The sequence below is a fragment of the Candidatus Enterococcus moelleringii genome (assembly GCF_017377575.1).
Lineage (GTDB): Bacteria > Bacillota > Bacilli > Lactobacillales > Enterococcaceae > Enterococcus_A > Enterococcus_A moelleringii.
On sequence record NZ_JAFREM010000004.1, the window covers coordinates 387,844 to 405,306 of the forward strand.

16 protein-coding genes are annotated in these 17,463 nt (G+C 43.8%); 8 read left to right on the forward strand and 8 right to left on the reverse strand.

What is annotated here, in order from left to right:
* Positions 1-30 precede the first annotated feature (30 nt).
* Both JZO70_RS03660 and JZO70_RS03665 read left to right on the forward strand, forming a co-directional pair.
* Positions 31-1,500: a helix-turn-helix domain-containing protein gene (locus tag JZO70_RS03660; RefSeq protein ID WP_207672173.1), complete on the forward strand. Its 1,470-nt coding sequence runs from the start codon at positions 31-33 to the stop codon at positions 1,498-1,500.
* A gap of 537 nt (positions 1,501-2,037) precedes the next feature.
* Positions 2,038-3,069, forward strand: a complete 1,032-nt coding sequence (locus tag JZO70_RS03665) for a hypothetical protein (RefSeq protein WP_207672174.1) — start codon at positions 2,038-2,040, stop codon at positions 3,067-3,069.
* Positions 3,070-3,136: 67 nt separating this feature from the next.
* On the opposite strand, the gene gad is transcribed toward JZO70_RS03665, so the two are convergent.
* The 3 genes from gad to JZO70_RS03680 all read right to left on the reverse strand — a co-directional run bounded on the left by gad (position 3,137) and on the right by JZO70_RS03680 (position 6,912).
* Positions 3,137-4,537 (reverse strand): glutamate decarboxylase, encoded by a 1,401-nt coding sequence (gad, locus tag JZO70_RS03670; RefSeq protein WP_207672239.1) that lies wholly within the window; start codon positions 4,535-4,537, stop codon positions 3,137-3,139.
* Positions 4,538-4,549: 12 nt separating this feature from the next.
* Entirely contained in the window at positions 4,550-6,061 is a 1,512-nt protein-coding gene (gene gadC, locus JZO70_RS03675) for a glutamate/gamma-aminobutyrate antiporter (protein ID WP_207672175.1), read from the reverse strand.
* A gap of 233 nt (positions 6,062-6,294) precedes the next feature.
* Positions 6,295-6,912: an isochorismatase family protein gene (locus JZO70_RS03680; protein ID WP_207672176.1), complete on the reverse strand. Its 618-nt coding sequence runs from the start codon at positions 6,910-6,912 to the stop codon at positions 6,295-6,297.
* A 145-nt stretch (positions 6,913-7,057) separates the two neighbouring features.
* Here JZO70_RS03680 and JZO70_RS03685 point away from each other — a divergent pair, with 145 nt between their 5' ends.
* Positions 7,058-8,056 carry a TIGR00341 family protein gene (locus JZO70_RS03685; protein ID WP_207672177.1) on the forward strand — a complete coding sequence of 333 codons (999 nt, stop codon included), beginning with the start codon at positions 7,058-7,060 and terminating at the stop codon, positions 8,054-8,056.
* 37 nt (positions 8,057-8,093) lie between these two features.
* Here the strand turns inward: JZO70_RS03685 and JZO70_RS03690 are convergent, their stop codons facing one another.
* Positions 8,094-9,293, reverse strand: a complete 1,200-nt coding sequence (locus JZO70_RS03690; protein WP_207672178.1) for an MFS transporter — start codon at positions 9,291-9,293, stop codon at positions 8,094-8,096.
* Positions 9,294-9,801: 508 nt separating this feature from the next.
* Here JZO70_RS03690 and JZO70_RS03695 point away from each other — a divergent pair.
* The 3 genes from JZO70_RS03695 (at position 9,802) to JZO70_RS03705 (ending at position 12,248) form a co-directional block, all read left to right on the forward strand.
* On the forward strand, positions 9,802-10,395 hold the full coding sequence (locus JZO70_RS03695) for a lipoprotein BA_5634 family protein (RefSeq protein ID WP_207672179.1): 594 nt from the start codon (positions 9,802-9,804) through the stop codon (positions 10,393-10,395).
* A 17-nt stretch (positions 10,396-10,412) separates the two neighbouring features.
* Positions 10,413-11,156, forward strand: a complete 744-nt coding sequence (locus tag JZO70_RS03700) for a TraX family protein (RefSeq protein WP_207672180.1) — start codon at positions 10,413-10,415, stop codon at positions 11,154-11,156.
* A gap of 69 nt (positions 11,157-11,225) precedes the next feature.
* Positions 11,226-12,248 (forward strand): YdcF family protein, encoded by a 1,023-nt coding sequence (locus JZO70_RS03705; RefSeq protein WP_207672181.1) that lies wholly within the window; start codon positions 11,226-11,228, stop codon positions 12,246-12,248.
* Between the two features lie 40 nt (positions 12,249-12,288).
* Here JZO70_RS03705 and JZO70_RS03710 read toward each other — a convergent pair whose 3' ends face one another.
* Positions 12,289-13,410 (reverse strand): aminotransferase, encoded by a 1,122-nt coding sequence (locus JZO70_RS03710; RefSeq protein WP_207672182.1) that lies wholly within the window; start codon positions 13,408-13,410, stop codon positions 12,289-12,291.
* Between the two features lie 155 nt (positions 13,411-13,565).
* Between JZO70_RS03710 and JZO70_RS03715 the strand changes: the two genes are divergently transcribed.
* Positions 13,566-14,135, forward strand: a complete 570-nt coding sequence (locus tag JZO70_RS03715) for a histidine phosphatase family protein (RefSeq protein ID WP_207672183.1) — start codon at positions 13,566-13,568, stop codon at positions 14,133-14,135.
* A 55-nt stretch (positions 14,136-14,190) separates the two neighbouring features.
* Here the strand turns inward: JZO70_RS03715 and JZO70_RS03720 are convergent, their stop codons facing one another.
* On the reverse strand, positions 14,191-14,550 hold the full coding sequence (locus tag JZO70_RS03720) for an ArsC/Spx/MgsR family protein (protein WP_207672184.1): 360 nt from the start codon (positions 14,548-14,550) through the stop codon (positions 14,191-14,193).
* A 155-nt stretch (positions 14,551-14,705) separates the two neighbouring features.
* Here JZO70_RS03720 and JZO70_RS03725 point away from each other — a divergent pair, with 155 nt between their 5' ends.
* Entirely contained in the window at positions 14,706-16,220 is a 1,515-nt protein-coding gene (locus JZO70_RS03725; RefSeq protein ID WP_207672185.1) for a helix-turn-helix domain-containing protein, read from the forward strand.
* 159 nt (positions 16,221-16,379) lie between these two features.
* Here the strand turns inward: JZO70_RS03725 and JZO70_RS03730 are convergent, their stop codons facing one another.
* Together JZO70_RS03730 and JZO70_RS03735 are read right to left on the reverse strand one after the other, a co-directional pair.
* Positions 16,380-16,922: a sugar O-acetyltransferase gene (locus tag JZO70_RS03730; RefSeq protein ID WP_207672240.1), complete on the reverse strand. Its 543-nt coding sequence runs from the start codon at positions 16,920-16,922 to the stop codon at positions 16,380-16,382.
* Between the two features lie 136 nt (positions 16,923-17,058).
* A complete protein-coding gene (locus tag JZO70_RS03735; protein WP_207672186.1) occupies positions 17,059-17,463 on the reverse strand; it encodes a PTS sugar transporter subunit IIA in 405 nt (134 codons plus the stop codon).

The window sequence follows — 17,463 nt, forward strand, 5'->3', positions numbered from 1 at the left end:
TGTACTTAATAAAAACAGGAGGATTTTTTTATGCTGGAAAACTATCTTGAGAAAAACATCTTCCGTCAAGTGTATCTTTGTGAACAGCTTTACGAAAATCGAACGATTCGCCTCCACGAATTAGCGGAGCAGCTGCAGGTCAGCTCGATTACAATCGCGAATGATCTGGAGGCAATCATCGAGCTGTTGGAACCGCACATTGTCTCTACTGCTAAAGGACGGAACTGCTGCACGGTTGTTTTTGACCCAGACTGCTCCAGCCTATCGCTTACCCAACTCATTTATCAACGCTCTTATTTTTTACGTATTTTAGGGTTATACCTGGCTGGTGAACGCCACTGGGGAACTATGGCTGAAGCATCCTTTATTTCCTTAAGCAAGGTCTATCACCTGCGAAGCAGTTTGCGCTCCTTCTTTGATGACCTGCACTATTTACAGCCTGACGGAACACTTCAGATTCCTGAAAAGGATTATCGCTATTTGCTGCTGTCGGTGGTGCATTACACCAATCAAACCGACTTGGTGCAAATGAATCAACCCATCAGCCAAGCGGGAAATAAGCTGATAGAGTATGTAGAAGGCCGCTTCTTTTCCCGCTGCTATCCAATAGAAGAAAAGCAGTTGATTCTGCTGGGAGTTGCTATTGGCTTGCAGCGGGCCAAAACAAATCCGATCTTCTTTACTGAGAAAGAGAAAGCCGAGGCTCGCCGAACACCTCTGTTTCAATTAATTAAACGAGGGTTAAAACAGCTGTCTTTTTCCTTGTGTCACGATGAAAACGAAGAATTTTATCTTTACTCTCTCTTTAACTCGCGGAATTATCTATGCAATAATCTTGAGCTATTACAAAAGGATTTTGAGGTGGTGTATCAAAACCACGTGCAGTACAATCCCTTAGTGCTTCAGCTTAGTCAGCGACTTACTGCAGCTTTGTGCTTATCTGAAAGCAATCAGCTACTATTTGAAAAGGCCTTTCTGCCCTTTATTCGTTCCACCTGGGCCGATATGCAGCTGTTCCAACCGGAAAAAATATGCGTATTAAGCCGTCAGCAGAAGCCCCTTTATGCGCAGGTTCGTCAGCTTTTGGACCAGTGGAAAAAAGACAACCAGCTGACGATTCGCTGGGACGATAACTTGGTTCGCCGACTGACGATAAATCTGAGCCTGTTAAATCAACAGCCAGCTAAAAAGATTGAGGTCTTCATTGTCGCGCCTTCCGATTTCAAATATTTGTATTACCACCAGCAATTAGAAGAGCTGCTGGGGGAACACTTCAACATCAGCAGCATGATCTGCAACCACTTAAATGAGGTGGTGGACGACACGTTCTTCTGCACGAAGCGCGTAATCCTGTGCGACAGCTCCCTCTACCAGGAAGACGTAGGCAGTGACAATACTCTTATTTATTCCATCAACTGCCACACCATTGCCGAGGTGGTTGCGCAGTTGAATCAACAGGTACAGGTTCTAGCTGACACCCCTCAAAGATACATCTTCTAAAAAAACCAACATCGTGTTGTTTCAACAAGCGAGAATCTGAGGATCCTCGCTTGTTTGCCATTGTAATTACCTTTTTTTATGTTCTTTTATATAACTCCTTTCATTATTTTAAATCTTCATAGAACTGTCATGACAGCTACAAATTCGGTTAATTAATCAGAGGACACCTATTTTAAGAAAATTTTTCATCAAAAAATATCTTCTTTCTATTTTTAGAATAACACTCGTATTTTGCTGATTCATCGAATATAAATAACTAAACTCACCTGTTCTGGGCTTCAATTTTTATAGCTTTTTAATTAAGTATCAAGGGGCTAATTATAAAATAACCCCAAAAAATAGCCAGCTGTCTTCAGGACTCTGAAAATTTGAAATTTGTTATTGAATACTGTGTCAATATCGTATATCCTAATAAAAAAGATAATGAATCTAAAAAAATTTAACCGCTCACAATTGAGGTCTCAGGTATCTGGCAAAATCATCTGACTAAAGGTGCAGCGAACTAATCAAAGGGATAATCGAGAGGAGTATAGTCGAATGAAAGCGAAACCACTGGGTTCCAGACAAATATACGGCATGAAGAGGGAGTCTCTTTTAAAAAGATTCTCACAATTTGGCAATCAGTCAAAGGATAAGGTATATCTTATTCAATGTGCTGTCGCAGTCATGATCAGAAACTGCTTTAGTGTAGAAAATTTTTCATCCTTCGCCGAAGAAATTATTTGCCCCCTATTCTTAGAAGGAACCCGTGAGGAACTAGCTGAGATTCGTCATTTATGCCCCTATTTTGAAAATTATTTCGAAAAAGAAGAGTGGCAAAAGATCGTTGCCAAACTATTCGCCAATCAACAGGAATATTTACAAATTACCGAGACAGCTCGTTCAACTATAGAGATGCTGGGACATCGCCTCTACTCCGGTGCATACCAGCTAGAAAAGAAATACAACCTTAAGACCGCCTTTTCCGATGCGGCTGGCAGCATCCACAGCTGGAGTCTCAGCAATGTTGTGCCTCATCCTGATCCCTTGGAAAACCAGGCTGTTTTGGCTATCTTCGACCAATTGACTATTTTTAAGAAGGAAGATGGCACCCGTCGCTTTACCCGCGCTATTTGGTTGGACTTTGCGGTGGATGAGAAGTTTCGTGCCTTCGATACCAGAAAAGAAGATGATCCAACCTACGTGCCAAAAGAAACTGACTTACCTGAAGAAGTAGAAGCGGTTGAATCTAAACAATCTTCAGAAGTAGCTAATACTCCGTCAACGGGTATGACTAAGACCGTTAACCAAACAGCAGGAACTGATGCAGCAGCTAACCGCAAAACAGCGGCAGAAACAGGGAAACCGACTAAAAATGATGCATCTCCGCCGCCAGTAGAAAAAGGCTCGCAGGAAAAGAAACCAGACGCCTCCGAGGAAGAAGGGCGGCGACCGGATGCAAAATATAAAGATCTCCTCAAGCCAGGTAAAAAGGGGAAAAACAAAGGGCAGAACAATCAAAAACAGCAGCCCGCCTATTCCAAGAAGAATACCAGTAAAAAGAACCGGCATCGGAAAAAACGGAAATAACCCTTCCAACTAAAAAAGCCGGCAAACAGCGGTTGAACTGTTTGCCGACGGGGAAATATCGGGGATTTTAGTGAGTAAAGCCGTACGTTTTCACTTCCTGTTTTTTGTGATAAACGAGGTGGGCTTTATTCAGGTCTGCAATGGCTTGGTTCATATCTTCCACGTAATCGTGGGCCATGTTCATGCCAAAGTCGGCACGAACCACCAAGCGTTGGATAATCAATTGATCCAGATTTTTTGGTAATGGATACGCTGGAACCTGCCAGCCTTTCATCAATAGACGATCAGATAAATCGTACAAGGTCCATTCTCGATTTGGGTCTTCCTTCAGCTTGTAGCAAACCAAAGGCAATTGGGAACCGTCGTTGATAATTTCAAACAAGCCGGTCTTCTTAATTTCTTCGGCTAGATACAGGGCAACATTGTGGGTTCTTTGGTGAATGTCGCGATAACCGTCAAAGCCGTAACGGACAAAGTTGTAGTATTGGCCGATCAATTGGGCTGCACTGTGGGAGAAATTAATCGCCATAGTCGGCATTTCGCCGCCTAAGTAGCTGACCTTGAAAATCAATTCTTCTGGCAAATATTGTTGATCGCGCCATAAGACCCAACCGACACCGGGGTACACTAAGCCATACTTATGACCTGAAGAATTAATCGAGATGACATTCTTCAATTGGAAATCCCAAACTAGGTCTGGTTCAATGAATGGTGCATAGAAACCACCGGAAGCAGCATCCACATGGATGTAGACCTTGTAGTCGGTGGTTTGATTGTAGGCTTCTACTAAATCATTCAAGCCCTTAATATCGTCATAGCGGCCGGTATAGGTAATGCCCATGATCCCGACGATACCAATGGTGTATTCATCTACGTAATCCATCACGGTATCCAAGTTGAGTGACATGTGGTCTTCGTCCATTGGCACTTCCCGCATTTCAACGTCCCAGTAGACACAGAATTTTTCCCAGCATACTTGGTAGCCGGAAGAAATTACCAAGTTAGGCTTTTTCGCTTGAACATCTAGGCCTAATTTTTCAGCTCGTTTGCGCCAAGCAAACTTCATGGCCATTCCGCCCAGCATGCAGGCTTCCGAGGAACCGATAGTAGAAGTACCCATGAATTTTTCCTCGCTGGAGGCATGCCATAAATCAGCAATCATATTGACGCAGCGGTTTTCAATTTCGGTGGTACGAGGGTATTCGGATTTATCAATGGCATTTTTTTCTAACGTTTCGCTCATTAGCTTCACTGCTTCTGGTTCCATATAGGTTTGACAGAAGGTGGCTAAGTTCAAGCGGGCATTGCCTTCATCCAACATTTCATCTTGCACCAATTGATAAGCAATTCGCGGTTCAATTGATTCTTTGTTTAATTTGTATTTAGGTAAATCCACATCTTCGCTGGCTGAACCAAAGATTGGTTCTAAATAGCTGGCTTCTTCTTGATCATCTTTTCCGTATAACATCATAAATTCCTCCTAATGTTTCAATGTATGTTCTTCTTTTTGAATAATGTGGTGCTCCCCGCGAGCAGCTGGATAAACCGCCGGGTTCACATCCAAGGCTTTCAGATGAGTTGGCTCTTCAATAGTCGTGTGCCCTTTTTTGTCGTGCAATTCATATATGATCAAAGGCAACAGGATCGTCACCACAAAGCTGATCAGCAAAATAATTTGATAAGTCCGATGTTCACTGGCCGCAATCGATGCGGGCGGAACAAAGGAGATCAGTAAAGCAAACACCGACAAGATAAAGCCTAAACCGCCGATAATCGTTTTGCCAAGAGTTTTCCCAGGCACATTGTAGGTACGTTTTAATTCTTTCTTCTTATAAATTAGCACAAAGTAGCCGATGAAAAACAATAAATAGCCTACCAGGTAAATGACCACGGTTAGGGAAATGGCTACTAAGAAAGATAAATTGTTGCCGCCACCGCCGAAGGTTAAGACCGCACCCCAAATAGTTACAATGATTCCTTGCACCATAATTAAAGGAACCGGAACCCCTTGTTTGTTGGTCTTGCGGAAAAAGGCTGGCAGCAAGCCTCGTTGCGCTGCAGCAAACATTCCTCTTGAAGGTCCCACGACCCACGAACTAACTTCTCCCATGACACCAAAGGCAATCATTAAAGCTATCACTTTTACCAGCCAGCCTAAATGACTATTAAAGTGCAAGATCAACGATTCGAAGGTTTGGATCACACCGGCGCTTAAAGACAATTCCTTTTGCGGAATCACCGCCGCCACTGAAAACCCACCAATCGCGTCTAGTGCAATCGCTAAGATGACCAATAGAAACATCGCCAAAGGATAGTTTCTTTGGGGATTTTCCAGCTCATTGATATGCGAAGCCGAAGCCTCGACTCCCATATAGGCCAAAATAAAGGAAACAAACACGACTAAAGTGGACAGCTGTGAAAAATCAGGGATAAACGCTTTGGCACTGATGGTCATTTGAATCGGATTGCCACCGATAAAGTAAGCCGCTGCTAACCCAAACAAAACAATCGATGGGATAACAATCCCGATGGAAAAACCAGCTTTAGCAATTTTAGCCGTCCATTTCGTTCCACCTAGTTGCGAAAATGTCAGGGCCCAGAAAATCACCAACACACCAATGAATTTAATAAAGGGATCCGTATTTAGTGCTGGGAAATTCAGTACATAAGACAGCGCGCCTAAAATAAAGTAAATCATCGTAATAAAGCCGACGGTGATTTGGAACCATTGGAAAAAGATCGCCGCAAAGCCGAAGCGTTCCCCCAAGGTTTGACTCACCCAAGTAAAAATCCCGCCATCCTTCCAGCCTTCCACCGTTGCCATCTCAGCCGCACACAAAGCCACTGGCAAAAACCACAAAATTCCGCCTAATAATAGGAAGAAAACTAAATGCAGCTGGGAAGTCGCAAAGGTTGGGTATTCATAGACGGTTAAAACCATCGACGCGGTTAAAGCAAAAAAACCGAATAAAGATAACTGTTTTTTGTCCATATCAAGACTTCCTTTTCGTTTATTCTCTTATTACCGCTCTCGTCATGGAAAAGGATTTATAAAATTATTTTCCATTACTTGTGCACCTCTTTTCTTACAAGACGAAGTATAGCAGGGAATTTCACCTCTGTTTTCCAGATTTTTTTCGTTTGGCGCTTGCGAAAATAAAGAAACGAACAATTTTCTTCTGGGCACCAAAAAAGCCGCATCCCTGTGGATACGACTTAGCATACTTATCTTAAGTTAGAGAAGGCACCGAATTTAGTTAATAGTTCGTCAAATCCGTCTACCGTTTCTTCCCGGTTCCAATCCCGCTGCAGTTCGCAGGCCAATTGAGCAATCGAAGTTAATTGCGCGCCCGCTTGCTCTACCCGACGCAAGGCTGTTTCGTGGGCAAGTTGGGAAGTACCGCCAACCGCATCGACGATCGGATATACTTCGTAGCCTTCTTTTAACGCATCTAAGGTTGGGAAAGTTAAGCAGGCTTCGGTCCACAAAGCCACGATCAAGATTTTTTTGCGGCCAGTTGCTTTAATGGCTTCGTTGTATTCTTTGTCTTCCCAAGCATTGATTGAGCTGCGGTCATAGGATTTGATGTCTTCGCCGGCGGCTCTTTTCAATACAGGAATCGTATCGGTGTTCCAACCTTTTTCAACATTTACCGTTGATAAGATAATCGGAATATTATACAGCTTGGCTAGTTCAATCACGATTTCGGTATTGCGAATCAGTTCCGAATGGTTCATGGAATTGATGGAGTTGATTTGAGTTGGCTGATAGTCGATTACGGTCAAAACCGTATTCTCGGGAGAAAGCAAATGATCCTCGGTTCGTTTTTGATAACTTGTCATGGTATCCACCCTTTCTTGTAAGTCCAGTGTACCCGCATTCATAAAATTAGGCGAATAATCTGCCGCGGGAGAGAAAGCCTTTTCTTTGTCAAAATCCTGATTTGGTTAGAAAATAGAAACAGCTGAAGAAAAGGAGCTTTTGCTTATGAACTTAAAACCTGACTTTATTTCTAAGGAGCAGCTGGTGGAGAATGTTGATAATGATATGGAACAAACCGCCCTGGTTTACGCGATTCTAGTCTGTGCCACCTTGATGGCTTCTGTTGGCTTAAACTACAATTCCACTACCACTATTATTGGAGCGATGTTGATCTCACCCTTGATGTCGGGTATCAGCGGCATCGGCTTTGGGCTGGGCTTTTCTCGCTTAGACATGGCTAAACGAGGAACATTCATTTTCCTGCTGCAGTTTGCGATTATTTTAGGGATTTCCTTTTTGTTCTTTTACTTAACGCCCATTAAAGAGCCGACACCGGAGATCACTTCGCGAACTTCCGCCACCATTTGGGATATTTTAGTTGCTCTTCTCGGCGGAACAGCGCTGGCTATTTCTAAGACCCGGGCCAAAGACAACAATGTGGTAGTGGGGGTGTCGATTGGAACTTCCTTGATTCTGCCTTTGTGTGTGACTGGGTATGGCCTGTCCAACGGCGATTTTACTACTGCCTGGAATTCGGTGAAGCTGTTTTTAATCAACGTCTTTTTGATTTGTTTAGCTGTTTTTGTAGTCGTTTGGCTGTTAAAATACGGTTCCTTTGAAAAACGTAATTTAAGTCGCTATGCCCTATTTGTGCTGCCCTTTTTGCTGATTGGCGGCTTCTTTGTTTATTCTACAGTGGATACTACCATCACTGAATATCGCGCCAAGCAGTTTAGCGAAACTGAGTTGGCCGACTATTTTGTACTGGAGCAGGAGATCAGCAGCTCGCCGAAAGAACTTCAGCTGACACTGGTGGGAGAGACGCTGGAGGACTCCGACGTTGAAGTTCTTCAGGAAAAACTGTCTGCCTACAATTTAGCAGATCATCAGCTGACCATTCAAACTTATTCCAGTCGTGAAGATGGTTCCTTTGATGCTTCGGTTTTAGCAGATATTATGAATAAGCAAAATGAAGGCACCTCGAAGTTTTTAGGCTTAGACTAAAAAAGCGCAACGATCTAAAATGATCGTTGCGCTTTTTTTAATCCTCAGCTGCCAGAAAAACAATGATCGTTCCGGTAGCCGAAATGATCGTCCCCACCACCAGCATGGCTTCTACTGAAAAGAAGTTCAGCAGCTGTCCGCCGAGAAATGATCCGGCGATGCCGCCGATAGTATTAGCGGTGGCCATCAAGGTCTGGCCTTTCACCAAATCCTCTTGGGGAATAATTTTATTCGTATAATAAACCGATGCGGTGGTGTGTAGGGCAAAGCCCAGCATTTGCAGACTTTGCGCGACATTAATCATAGCAATACTATTGGCAAACAAAATCAGGACCGCTTTGACGGTGAAAAAGAAAGCCGCGGTACGGATTAATGATTTGCAGCGAAAGCGAGTCAGCAGCCAAGAAAATAGAAACATTGTCGGCAATTCACTCAACGCCGCCACTGAAAGCGACGAACCCACACTGCCTTCGCTCCCGCCTAAAGGTGCCATGATCTGATACATGTAGCTGTTGCCGATATTATGGAAGACAAACAGCATCGACACGCCCACCAGCAATACCATGAAGCGTTTGTACTTCCGCATAAAAACCGGCAGACTGCTGGGTTCAGGCAACTCCAATTCCATTTCCCCAGTATCGATCATTGAAGCCGAATACTTCCCGGCTTTCTTACGAGTATCAATCCAGACCGTCGCGGCGATAAACAGAAGAAAAATCCCGATCATTAAGTACAAAATCACATTGGCCGAAAAGCGTTCAATCAAAAAGCCGGTTACCGCCGAAGCGCCCGCAAAGGCTAGTGAACCCAATCCCCGGGCCACCCCGAAATTTAAGGCATAGCCGCGACTAATGAAAAACGTGCCGATGGAAATCGTAATCGGCTGCAGCAAAATCAAACTAGTGTACAGCAAAATATAAATCAACGCCACCGGCAAAAATTGCCTAGGCAGCACGATTAGTATGAAAGAAAAGCCGATAATACAAGCAGCCATGATCGCTGCCAAATGGGACAAGGTCAGCTTCTGCATGCGATCGGCAAATGACGCGATAAACGGCTGCAGCAGCGAAGCCACCAGATTCGCCAGTGACAGCACTACCCCAATTTGCCCATTGTTAAAATTTCTAGAAAGCAGAAAGACTGATGTAAAGGTGGCTAAAACCGAATAGCCCATCCAATACGGCATCTGCATACTGATATATTGTAAGTTTAATTTGGTATTTTTCTGATTGTTCATCCCTTTTTCCCTAGCCCTTCCACGTTGTCTCTTTATTATGCCTATCATCACGGGGAGTGGCAAGGGACTTTCGAAAAAAGAGCACTAAAAAAGGCACCCAGCCAAAAGCCAAGTGCCCCATTACAATTTATTAGTTATCCGCTGGTCTAGAACATAATGCGGTCAGCAATTTCTGAAAGTATAAGTGTCACGATTTGGTATAGCTTCGATTTTGGTTTCATCTTTTTCATTCGATCCCCCCTAACTGGTTCCTTAAGAATACTCCTTCTCAGTCTTCTCCACCATCGTTCCAGCAGTCATCCATCTAACAAAAACGTTAGACGATTATTCAAGAAACAAAATAATTTTGAAGCATGACGATATTGTAAGTTCGTTTACAGCTGATTCGATGTCGATCTTTTCCATTCTCCCCTAGAATAGGGTTGTGAGTTGCCGCCAATCCGACAGCTCAACTTTTTTGCCTAATGACAGGATTGAAAATGACAACCAGAGAAAGAGGAAAATATATATGAAGAAGTTAATCGCAACAATTGGTTTGTTGGCAGCAATAATCGGAGGGGGCTTTTTTGCCTACGAGACCTTCCGCCACAAACCGGTTCATGGAATCATCGTATTGGATTACGACAAACAAAAAATAGATAACAAGCTGGCCCAATTGGATAAGGATGCCAAGCAAGTACAAGTAGAAGGGAAATGGCAGGATGACAATCATCTATTGGTTCTATCTCAAGAAGAAGCGCTAAAATTGACTACTTTGAAAGCATTGAATAAAGTAACTACAGAGAAGGATCACTTCTTGTTTGAGCCGGTTACGAAATTACCTGACCAGCTGCCGCTGTTGTTTTCCAAAGATTCAACCATCACCGTCACTGATGATGCTGGCGAAACTATTACACCTAATCAGACGGAATATGTCGTTTTAGGCGATTCATCCATGTTCGTTTCTCACATTTTAGTTACGGATAACGCCATGTACCAAAAATTCCAAAACGCACCGACGATTCACATAGCGGCGATTCGCTCAAATGAGGATGCATCAAAAGTGATTACCGACTACAAAGACTTGAAAATCCAGCAGATGTATAATCCTGACAACCAATAGAAAATGAGGTATTGAACATGTTTAATCGAAATCAATTGAAAATTGCTATGATGGGCCTAATGACTTTAGATCATATCGCCCCCTTTATTACGGGAGAATGGGCCACCTTTTTCCATGCCCTGACCCGCTGTGTGGCGGTCTTCTTCGGCTATATGCTGGTGGAAGGCTTCCATTATACCCGCAACCAAAAGGGCTATATCGGCCGCTTGTATGGTTGGGCGTTGGTGATGTTGGCAGGGAACTTCGTGATCAATCACCTGCTGCAAGGCCCCGTTCAGATTCACAACAATATTTTCCTGACCTTAGCGGTGGGCGCCACCTTGCTTTACTTGATTGAATTATTTCAACGAGGACTGTCAACGCCAAAAAAATTCATGCTGGTCCTCGGGTTCCTGATCTTACTACTGGTTGGATCGGTGTTGACCGAAGGTGGCATCGTGGTCTTGCCATTTATCCTGATCACTTACTTTACTAAAAACAATTGGATCAGACGGGATTTTCTATATGTACTTTTTGCGCTAGTTTTATTGGTACTGTTTGACCTGTCACCGATTCTGCAATCGCAAACTAGCCGGGAATTTTGGCTGAACTTGGGCTTTAATTCTTCATGGATGTTTATTACCGTGATTCCGATACTTCATCTTTACAATGGCGAAAAAGGCAGCAGTAAGCCTTGGGCGAAATACCTGTTTTACGTGTACTATCCCTTACATTTATGGGGAATTGCTTTGTTAGCGATGGTTCTAGGTACTTCTTACTAATCAAGATTCGGGAGAATTTTGCCGTTTCATGCTATGCTTAGCTTCATCTGAATCATAAAGGAGAAAATAATGTTCGTTACGTTTGTTTGTTTAGCGCTTTTAGCCGTGGGCGGCGCGGTATTGGTAAAAGAAAGAAGAAGTATGTTTGGCGGGTTGCTTTTCGCTTTTAGCGGCATGCTGCTGGTATTCCTTGGTTTAGTCGAGGCCCTGACCCGCTTGGCTAATTCCTCAGCAATTGGCGATACGGCCTCGCTAGTAATCGTTTATGGCTTGTTTCCACTAATTTTTCTGGCGATTGTTTTAGCCTTTATTTTTAATACTCGCACCATGAGCACCAAGGAAGGCCGCAGCTTTACGGCCAAGCTGTCGGCGATGTTAGGACTGAACGTTTTAATTGCTGTACCGCTGTTTTTCTACTTAATCGTGATGGGCAATGGTCCTTTGCCCTTAGTGGTTTACAATTTACTGATTTTTTTGCTGATCTTGGACTTACTGCTGGTGCTGCTGTTTGCCTGCTACCTGTTTTATTCCTGGATGTATCAAATGCTGCCGGTGAAAAAACAGGTGGATTACATCATCGTTTTAGGCTCCGGCATTCGCAGTGAAGAAGTGCCGCCTTTATTGAAGAGTCGCTTAGATAAAGGGCTGGAATACTATCACAAAAATAAAGATGCCTACATTGTAGTCAGCGGCGGGCAAGGTCCCGACGAACCGGTGTCAGAAGCCTTCGCTATGAAAAAATACTTATTATCCCAAGGTGTCCCTGACGAACGGATCCTAGTAGAAGATCGTTCCACCACCACGCTGGAAAACATGAAGTTCTCAAAAGAAGTGATCACTAAGCATTGGCAAAAAGCCGGTACGCCATCGGTTCTTTTCTCCACCAACAATTATCACGTCCTGCGCGGCGCAGTTTATGCCAGAAAAGCGGGCTTGAAAGCTGAAGGTGTCGGTGCACCCACTGCCTTTTACTTCCTGCCTTCTGCATTGATTCGCGAATACATCGCCATGCTGGTTCATTTCAAATGGTTCACTGGATTCTTAGTCATCCTTTGTTTAGCCTTTGTTATCCGCAGTGCGTTGCCCATCTAAAAAGGCACAATCCTCACTTTTTGAGGATTGCGCCTTTTTCTTATATCGTTGCTAAATATTCCGAAAACTTATTCAAGCCGGCAATCAGTTCTTCCGTCTTACAAGCATAGCCGATGCGAATACACTGTTCAAATTCAAAACAGTCTCCTGGGGTAAACAGCAGGCCATGATTATCGATCAAATCAATACACAGGTCACGACTTGGGCGATCAAAATCATAATACAGCAGCGTAACCGTTCCGGCCTTAGGTTTCACATAGCTGATATGCTTTTCCTTTTGTACCCATTCGTCTAAGATCTTCAAATTGTCCCGCACGATTTTTTTGTTGCGAGCTAAAATTTTGTCTTTATTGGCTAAAGCAATGCCGGCTAATTCCTCATCCAGCATGCCGCAGCTAATAGTATTGTGGTCCCGATGCAAGCTGCATTCCTCGATCACTTCTGGATTCCTGGTAGCGATCCAGCCAAGGCGCAGGCCTGCCAGTGAGAAGACCTTCGACATACTGCTGACGCTGATCCCTTTATCATACAGATCGGCAATCGACGGGCTGTCTTCCTCTGCTTGGGTCAAGCCGCGATAAGTTTCATCTGATAAGACGTAAGCCCCCACTGATTCAGCGATAGCCACAATTTCCTTCAGCATCCCTTCATCCATCAAGGACCCGGCTGGATTGTTAGGATTGTTGATAATAATCATCTTGGTTTTATCCGAAACCAGTTGGCGAACCTCCGCCAAATCCGGCAAAAAGTTGTTTTCCGGACTTAAAGTATGCCGTTTCACCGTGGCTCTAAAGGATTCAGGAATCGAGTACAGCTGCTGGTAAGTCGGCAAGACGGCTACCACTTCATCCTCCGGCTCGATCATAGAATACAGCACCAAATGATTGGCTCCAATTGCTCCATGGGTAGTCAGCACCTGTTCTGGTTTGATTTGTTTATATAAAGAAGCGATCCCACTTTTAAACACCGGATTGCCAAAAATGTGTCCGTAGGTTAAGCGTTTCTGCATTAATTCCGTTAGTTTTTCTTCCTTATTAATCTCGGCTAATTCAAACAGCTCTTCCATGCTGATGGAATCAACACAGGTTTCACCGGTATTGTAGACGGCTTTTTCCTCGTGCTCGTTCATCCACAGCTCGACTTTAAATGGTTCAATTTTCATCTCTTTCTCCCCTTCAAGCAAACGACCTTCATCGCGTATTTCTTAGAATATACCACAAACCATCCGCTGATATCAGAGAAAAGCCGAAATTTTATTGCCCTTAAGTGCCCTCCATAGGTTACACTTAAAGGTAAGATAATCAATGGAGGGATCACATGACACAAACACTTTATTTAATGCGCCACGGGCAAACCTTGTTTAACCAACAGAAAAAAATCCAAGGCTGGTGCGATTCACCCTTAACGGAGCTGGGAAAAGAACAGGCTAAAATGGCCGCTCAATATTTCAAGGACAACCAAATCACCCTTGAGAGCGCCTACGCTTCTACTTCGGAACGAACTGCGGATACCCTGGAGCTGATTACCGATCTGCCTTATAAAAGAGTCAAAGGCTTAAAGGAATGGAACTTTGGCAAGTTGGAAGGCGAGCACGAATACTTGAATCCGCCGCTGCCTTACGGGGATTTCTTTGCCGACTTTGGCGGTGAATTGGAATTAGAATTTAGAGAACGCGTCTCCAGCACCATCTTGGACTTGATGCAAAAAGAAACGCACCAAAATGTCTTGATGGTTTCTCACGGCGCATCCTGCCGTCAATTCATGCGCAGCTGGGCCCACACTAGTGAGATTACCCACGAAGGACGCTTAGGCAACTGCTGCATCATGAAGTATGAATTCGAAAATGACAGCTTCCGCCTGCTGGAAATTATCAATCCTACGATTTAACGAAAAACCGAGGAACCGCCGTCATCTTAGACAGCTGTTCCTCGGTTCATTTATGCTAAAACACGTCTGCACTTACCCCAAAAGCCGTCAGCTTCTCAGGATCGTAACCGACACACAAGTTCTTTTCATTAAACAAGATCGGACGATTGATTAAATCTGGATATTTCCGCAATGTTTCTAACAGTTCCTCCGGTGGAAGCTTGGAATAATCGACTTCCAGTTCATTGTAAATCGGCGAACCCACCGTAAGAATTTCATCGACATCCTCCACCAGCTGCAAAATCCTCGCCAGTGTTTCTTTTTTCATCGGTTCGGTTTGCAAATTGCTGTACTCAAAGTCCACGTTATTCATTTGCAGCAGCTTTTTCGTTTTCCGGCAGTTGGGGCACCCCGGATCAGACAATACTTGGATCATTTACATCACTCCTTCATTTCTTTTTATCAAAACATGCCGATTTTTGGCAAACCGCGATTGCGGTCAAAAGGGTTATCGACCTTGTTTTTGTCACTTATGTGTTATATTAAAAGTGTGCACTAGGTGAATTGATTGGAAAGTGAGGTTAGAAAAACATGCAAACGCAAGAAGCTGTCCAAAAATTCCTTTTGCCGAAGCAATCTGTCAAAAAAATCGAAATTATCCAATTCCTATTGAAGAATCAGCAATTTTACAACACCAACTACCTAGCCACTAGATTTGAAGTGAGTACCACTAATTTTTTGCGTTACAGCAGAGAAATCAAGGAAGACATCCTAGCTGTAAACAGCAATCTCGAGCTGGTTAATCAAAAGGGTCTGATTCGTTTGTATTGCTCAAACGAGGATTTCACCTATCAATTTCACTTGCTTTTCAGCCATTACTGCCAACAAGCCACCAACTATCGCATCGGACTGGCACTGCTGAACCGAGAAGTTACTTCAGTATTGAAGCTGAGCCAAGCCACCAGCTACAGTCCTTCCTATATTTATTCCCGAATGAAGGATATCAACGCCTTTTTGCAGCTGTACGGTGTAGGCATTCGTTTCTCAAATGACGGCGAAAAACAAATGCTGGGCACCGAATTCCAAATTATTTACTGCATACTGGATGTGCACTGGTCGATTTTTTCCAGCACCAAGCTGCCCTTTAATGCGACGCAAGAAGAAAAAGAATCGCTGCTGAATAAGCTGGTTAAAAAGGATGTCCTGCAAAGCTTAAATGGCGGTCTGCTGCACAAATTGTATGATTTGCTGCTGCTTTGCACGAAGTATTATCCTTATACATCCTTTCAAAGTATCCGGGAAGAAATTGAGCATCACTCTACCACTAAGATTTTTCAAGATCCCGGTATCGATATTTTGAAAGCCTGCGCGGATCTAAGTCAGGAGCAGCGCATCATCATTAACGTGTTGAGCCGTTTAGCCATTACTAAGGTTTCTAGTCTGGAAGAGACGCAGCATCAGTACGAGATTTTACGCAAAGGGAAATTTACCTCCTTTGAATTTTCGGAAAAGCTGTTAACAGAATTCTGCCGCAAATTCACGGTTTTCTTACCAGAGGATCGCCGCAACATGCATATTCTGAATTTACTGCGCAACAAGTTGTACAATGAATACCTGTGCGAAACGCAGCCCAGCACACCGATGCCATCTTACAGCTTGTACCAAGACCAGAAAAACTTCAATCAGATCAAGGACGATATCCAGCAATTCTATTTAGACTTTCGAGTAGCCCATCAAGAGCTGCTGCCGAAGCTGAAGGGGCAAGAAAATATCGTGTGGATCGTGGAAGCTCTGTTTCACATTTATGTGCGCTATAAAGCCGTTAAGCCGATCATTGTTGGCGTAAACTACACCAAGGATTACTACGTCAGCGAAGACATCATCGCCCAGATCGAGAAATTTTTTTCACCGCAGCAGATTCACCTGCAGAAAAATCATCTGGAGGACTGCGACATTGTGATTACTGATGCACCGGTGGTTGATCTGCCCCAGCACATTAAACGGATCTATTTATTAGGCGACGCCATCAATCGCAAGGATTGGGAACAGCTCTTCGCTAAAATCGGTACCTTTGTCTTTGAGCACCACGTCTACTCTTTTGAATAGTGAAGCACTATACTCTCAGTATAAAGGAAAATGATGGATCAGATTATGATATTTTTGTCTAAATGACCACAATTTCAAGTAAAAATCGATCTTTGTTAAAGAAAAAACTAGCTCCCCTCCATAAATTAAACGACAAAGTAACGCAAAAAGGATTCCTGATTAGGAATCCTTTTCTAGTGCCCGAACCACCCGGCAAGGCGACCCAAAAGCCACAACATTTTTCGGAATATCTTTGGTAACTAAGCTGCCAGCACCAATCACTGAATTCTCGCCGATCGTTACTCCCGGCAACACAATTGTCCCTGCACCCAACCAAACATTTTTCTCAATCACCACCGGCAAATTGTACTGAGCATTCTTTCGTCTTAATTCCGGGTCCAAGGGATGTGTCCCGGCACACAACGTAACATTCGGCCCCATCATCACATCGTCCTGAATCTCAATGCGCGTATCGTCCACCAAGGTCAAACTGGAATTGGCATAGACTCGCGCTCCAAAATAGGTGTTCTTCCCCCAGTTGGCATGCAGCGGCTGCTCAATGTAGGAGTTCTCACCAAAGGAACCTAACAGCTGCTCCAATAGTTCTGCCTTTTCTGCCTGTTTACTAGGCAAGGTATGATTGAACCGGAACAACAAATCGCGATAAACCGCTTGTTCCGCCATTAACTCCTCTGTTTCAAAATACACCTCGCCGGAATTCATCTTGGCTTTTAACTCCTGAATATCCACCAACACATTCCTCCTAAATTTTATTGCTTCTATTATATAGTTTTCTTTTGGTTTTTCCAGCTAAAAAAAGAAAAAAACCGCTCCTCCAAGAGAAACGGTTTCCGACTATTTATTCGTCATCCTCATCATCGTCAGCGGCAATCACTGCATTGACATGAGCGATATTGCTGGTGCCGGCGTGGATCAGATTCATTTCACTGCCGACCAATTCGCTGTTGATGAAGTCGATCACCATCGGCATGTTCATACCAGCGTACAACTGAATGTCCTGACCTTCCATAATCATGCGAGAAACCACATTGCAAGGAGTTCCTCCCATTAGATCCGCCAGTACAACATAATCCTCCAAGCCTTCAATCGCGGCTTCAAACTTCCCGCGGAAATCCTCCGGCGCTTCCGATGGCAGCAAGGCCACCGTATGAATATTATCCTGCGGTCCCATGATCATCTCGGTACTTTTTTTCAGCTCTTCGCAAAACAAGCCATGGCTGATTAAGACTAATTGTTTTCCCAT

Coding starts and splice junctions, on each gene's coding strand:
- JZO70_RS03660 (WP_207672173.1), top strand. CDS start 31: ATGCTGGAAAACTATCTTGAGAAAAACATCTTCCGTCAAGTGTATCTT.
- JZO70_RS03665 (WP_207672174.1), top strand. CDS start 2,038: ATGAAAGCGAAACCACTGGGTTCCAGACAAATATACGGCATGAAGAGG.
- gad (WP_207672239.1), bottom strand. CDS start 4,537: ATGTTATACGGAAAAGATGATCAAGAAGAAGCCAGCTATTTAGAACCA.
- gadC (WP_207672175.1), bottom strand. CDS start 6,061: ATGGACAAAAAACAGTTATCTTTATTCGGTTTTTTTGCTTTAACCGCG.
- JZO70_RS03680 (WP_207672176.1), bottom strand. CDS start 6,912: ATGACAAGTTATCAAAAACGAACCGAGGATCATTTGCTTTCTCCCGAG.
- JZO70_RS03685 (WP_207672177.1), top strand. CDS start 7,058: ATGAACTTAAAACCTGACTTTATTTCTAAGGAGCAGCTGGTGGAGAAT.
- JZO70_RS03690 (WP_207672178.1), bottom strand. CDS start 9,293: ATGAACAATCAGAAAAATACCAAATTAAACTTACAATATATCAGTATG.
- JZO70_RS03695 (WP_207672179.1), top strand. CDS start 9,802: ATGAAGAAGTTAATCGCAACAATTGGTTTGTTGGCAGCAATAATCGGA.
- JZO70_RS03700 (WP_207672180.1), top strand. CDS start 10,413: ATGTTTAATCGAAATCAATTGAAAATTGCTATGATGGGCCTAATGACT.
- JZO70_RS03705 (WP_207672181.1), top strand. CDS start 11,226: ATGTTCGTTACGTTTGTTTGTTTAGCGCTTTTAGCCGTGGGCGGCGCG.
- JZO70_RS03710 (WP_207672182.1), bottom strand. CDS start 13,410: ATGAAAATTGAACCATTTAAAGTCGAGCTGTGGATGAACGAGCACGAG.
- JZO70_RS03715 (WP_207672183.1), top strand. CDS start 13,566: ATGACACAAACACTTTATTTAATGCGCCACGGGCAAACCTTGTTTAAC.
- JZO70_RS03720 (WP_207672184.1), bottom strand. CDS start 14,550: ATGATCCAAGTATTGTCTGATCCGGGGTGCCCCAACTGCCGGAAAACG.
- JZO70_RS03725 (WP_207672185.1), top strand. CDS start 14,706: ATGCAAACGCAAGAAGCTGTCCAAAAATTCCTTTTGCCGAAGCAATCT.
- JZO70_RS03730 (WP_207672240.1), bottom strand. CDS start 16,922: ATGAATTCCGGCGAGGTGTATTTTGAAACAGAGGAGTTAATGGCGGAA.
- JZO70_RS03735 (WP_207672186.1), bottom strand. CDS start 17,463: ATGGGAAAACAATTAGTCTTAATCAGCCATGGCTTGTTTTGCGAAGAG.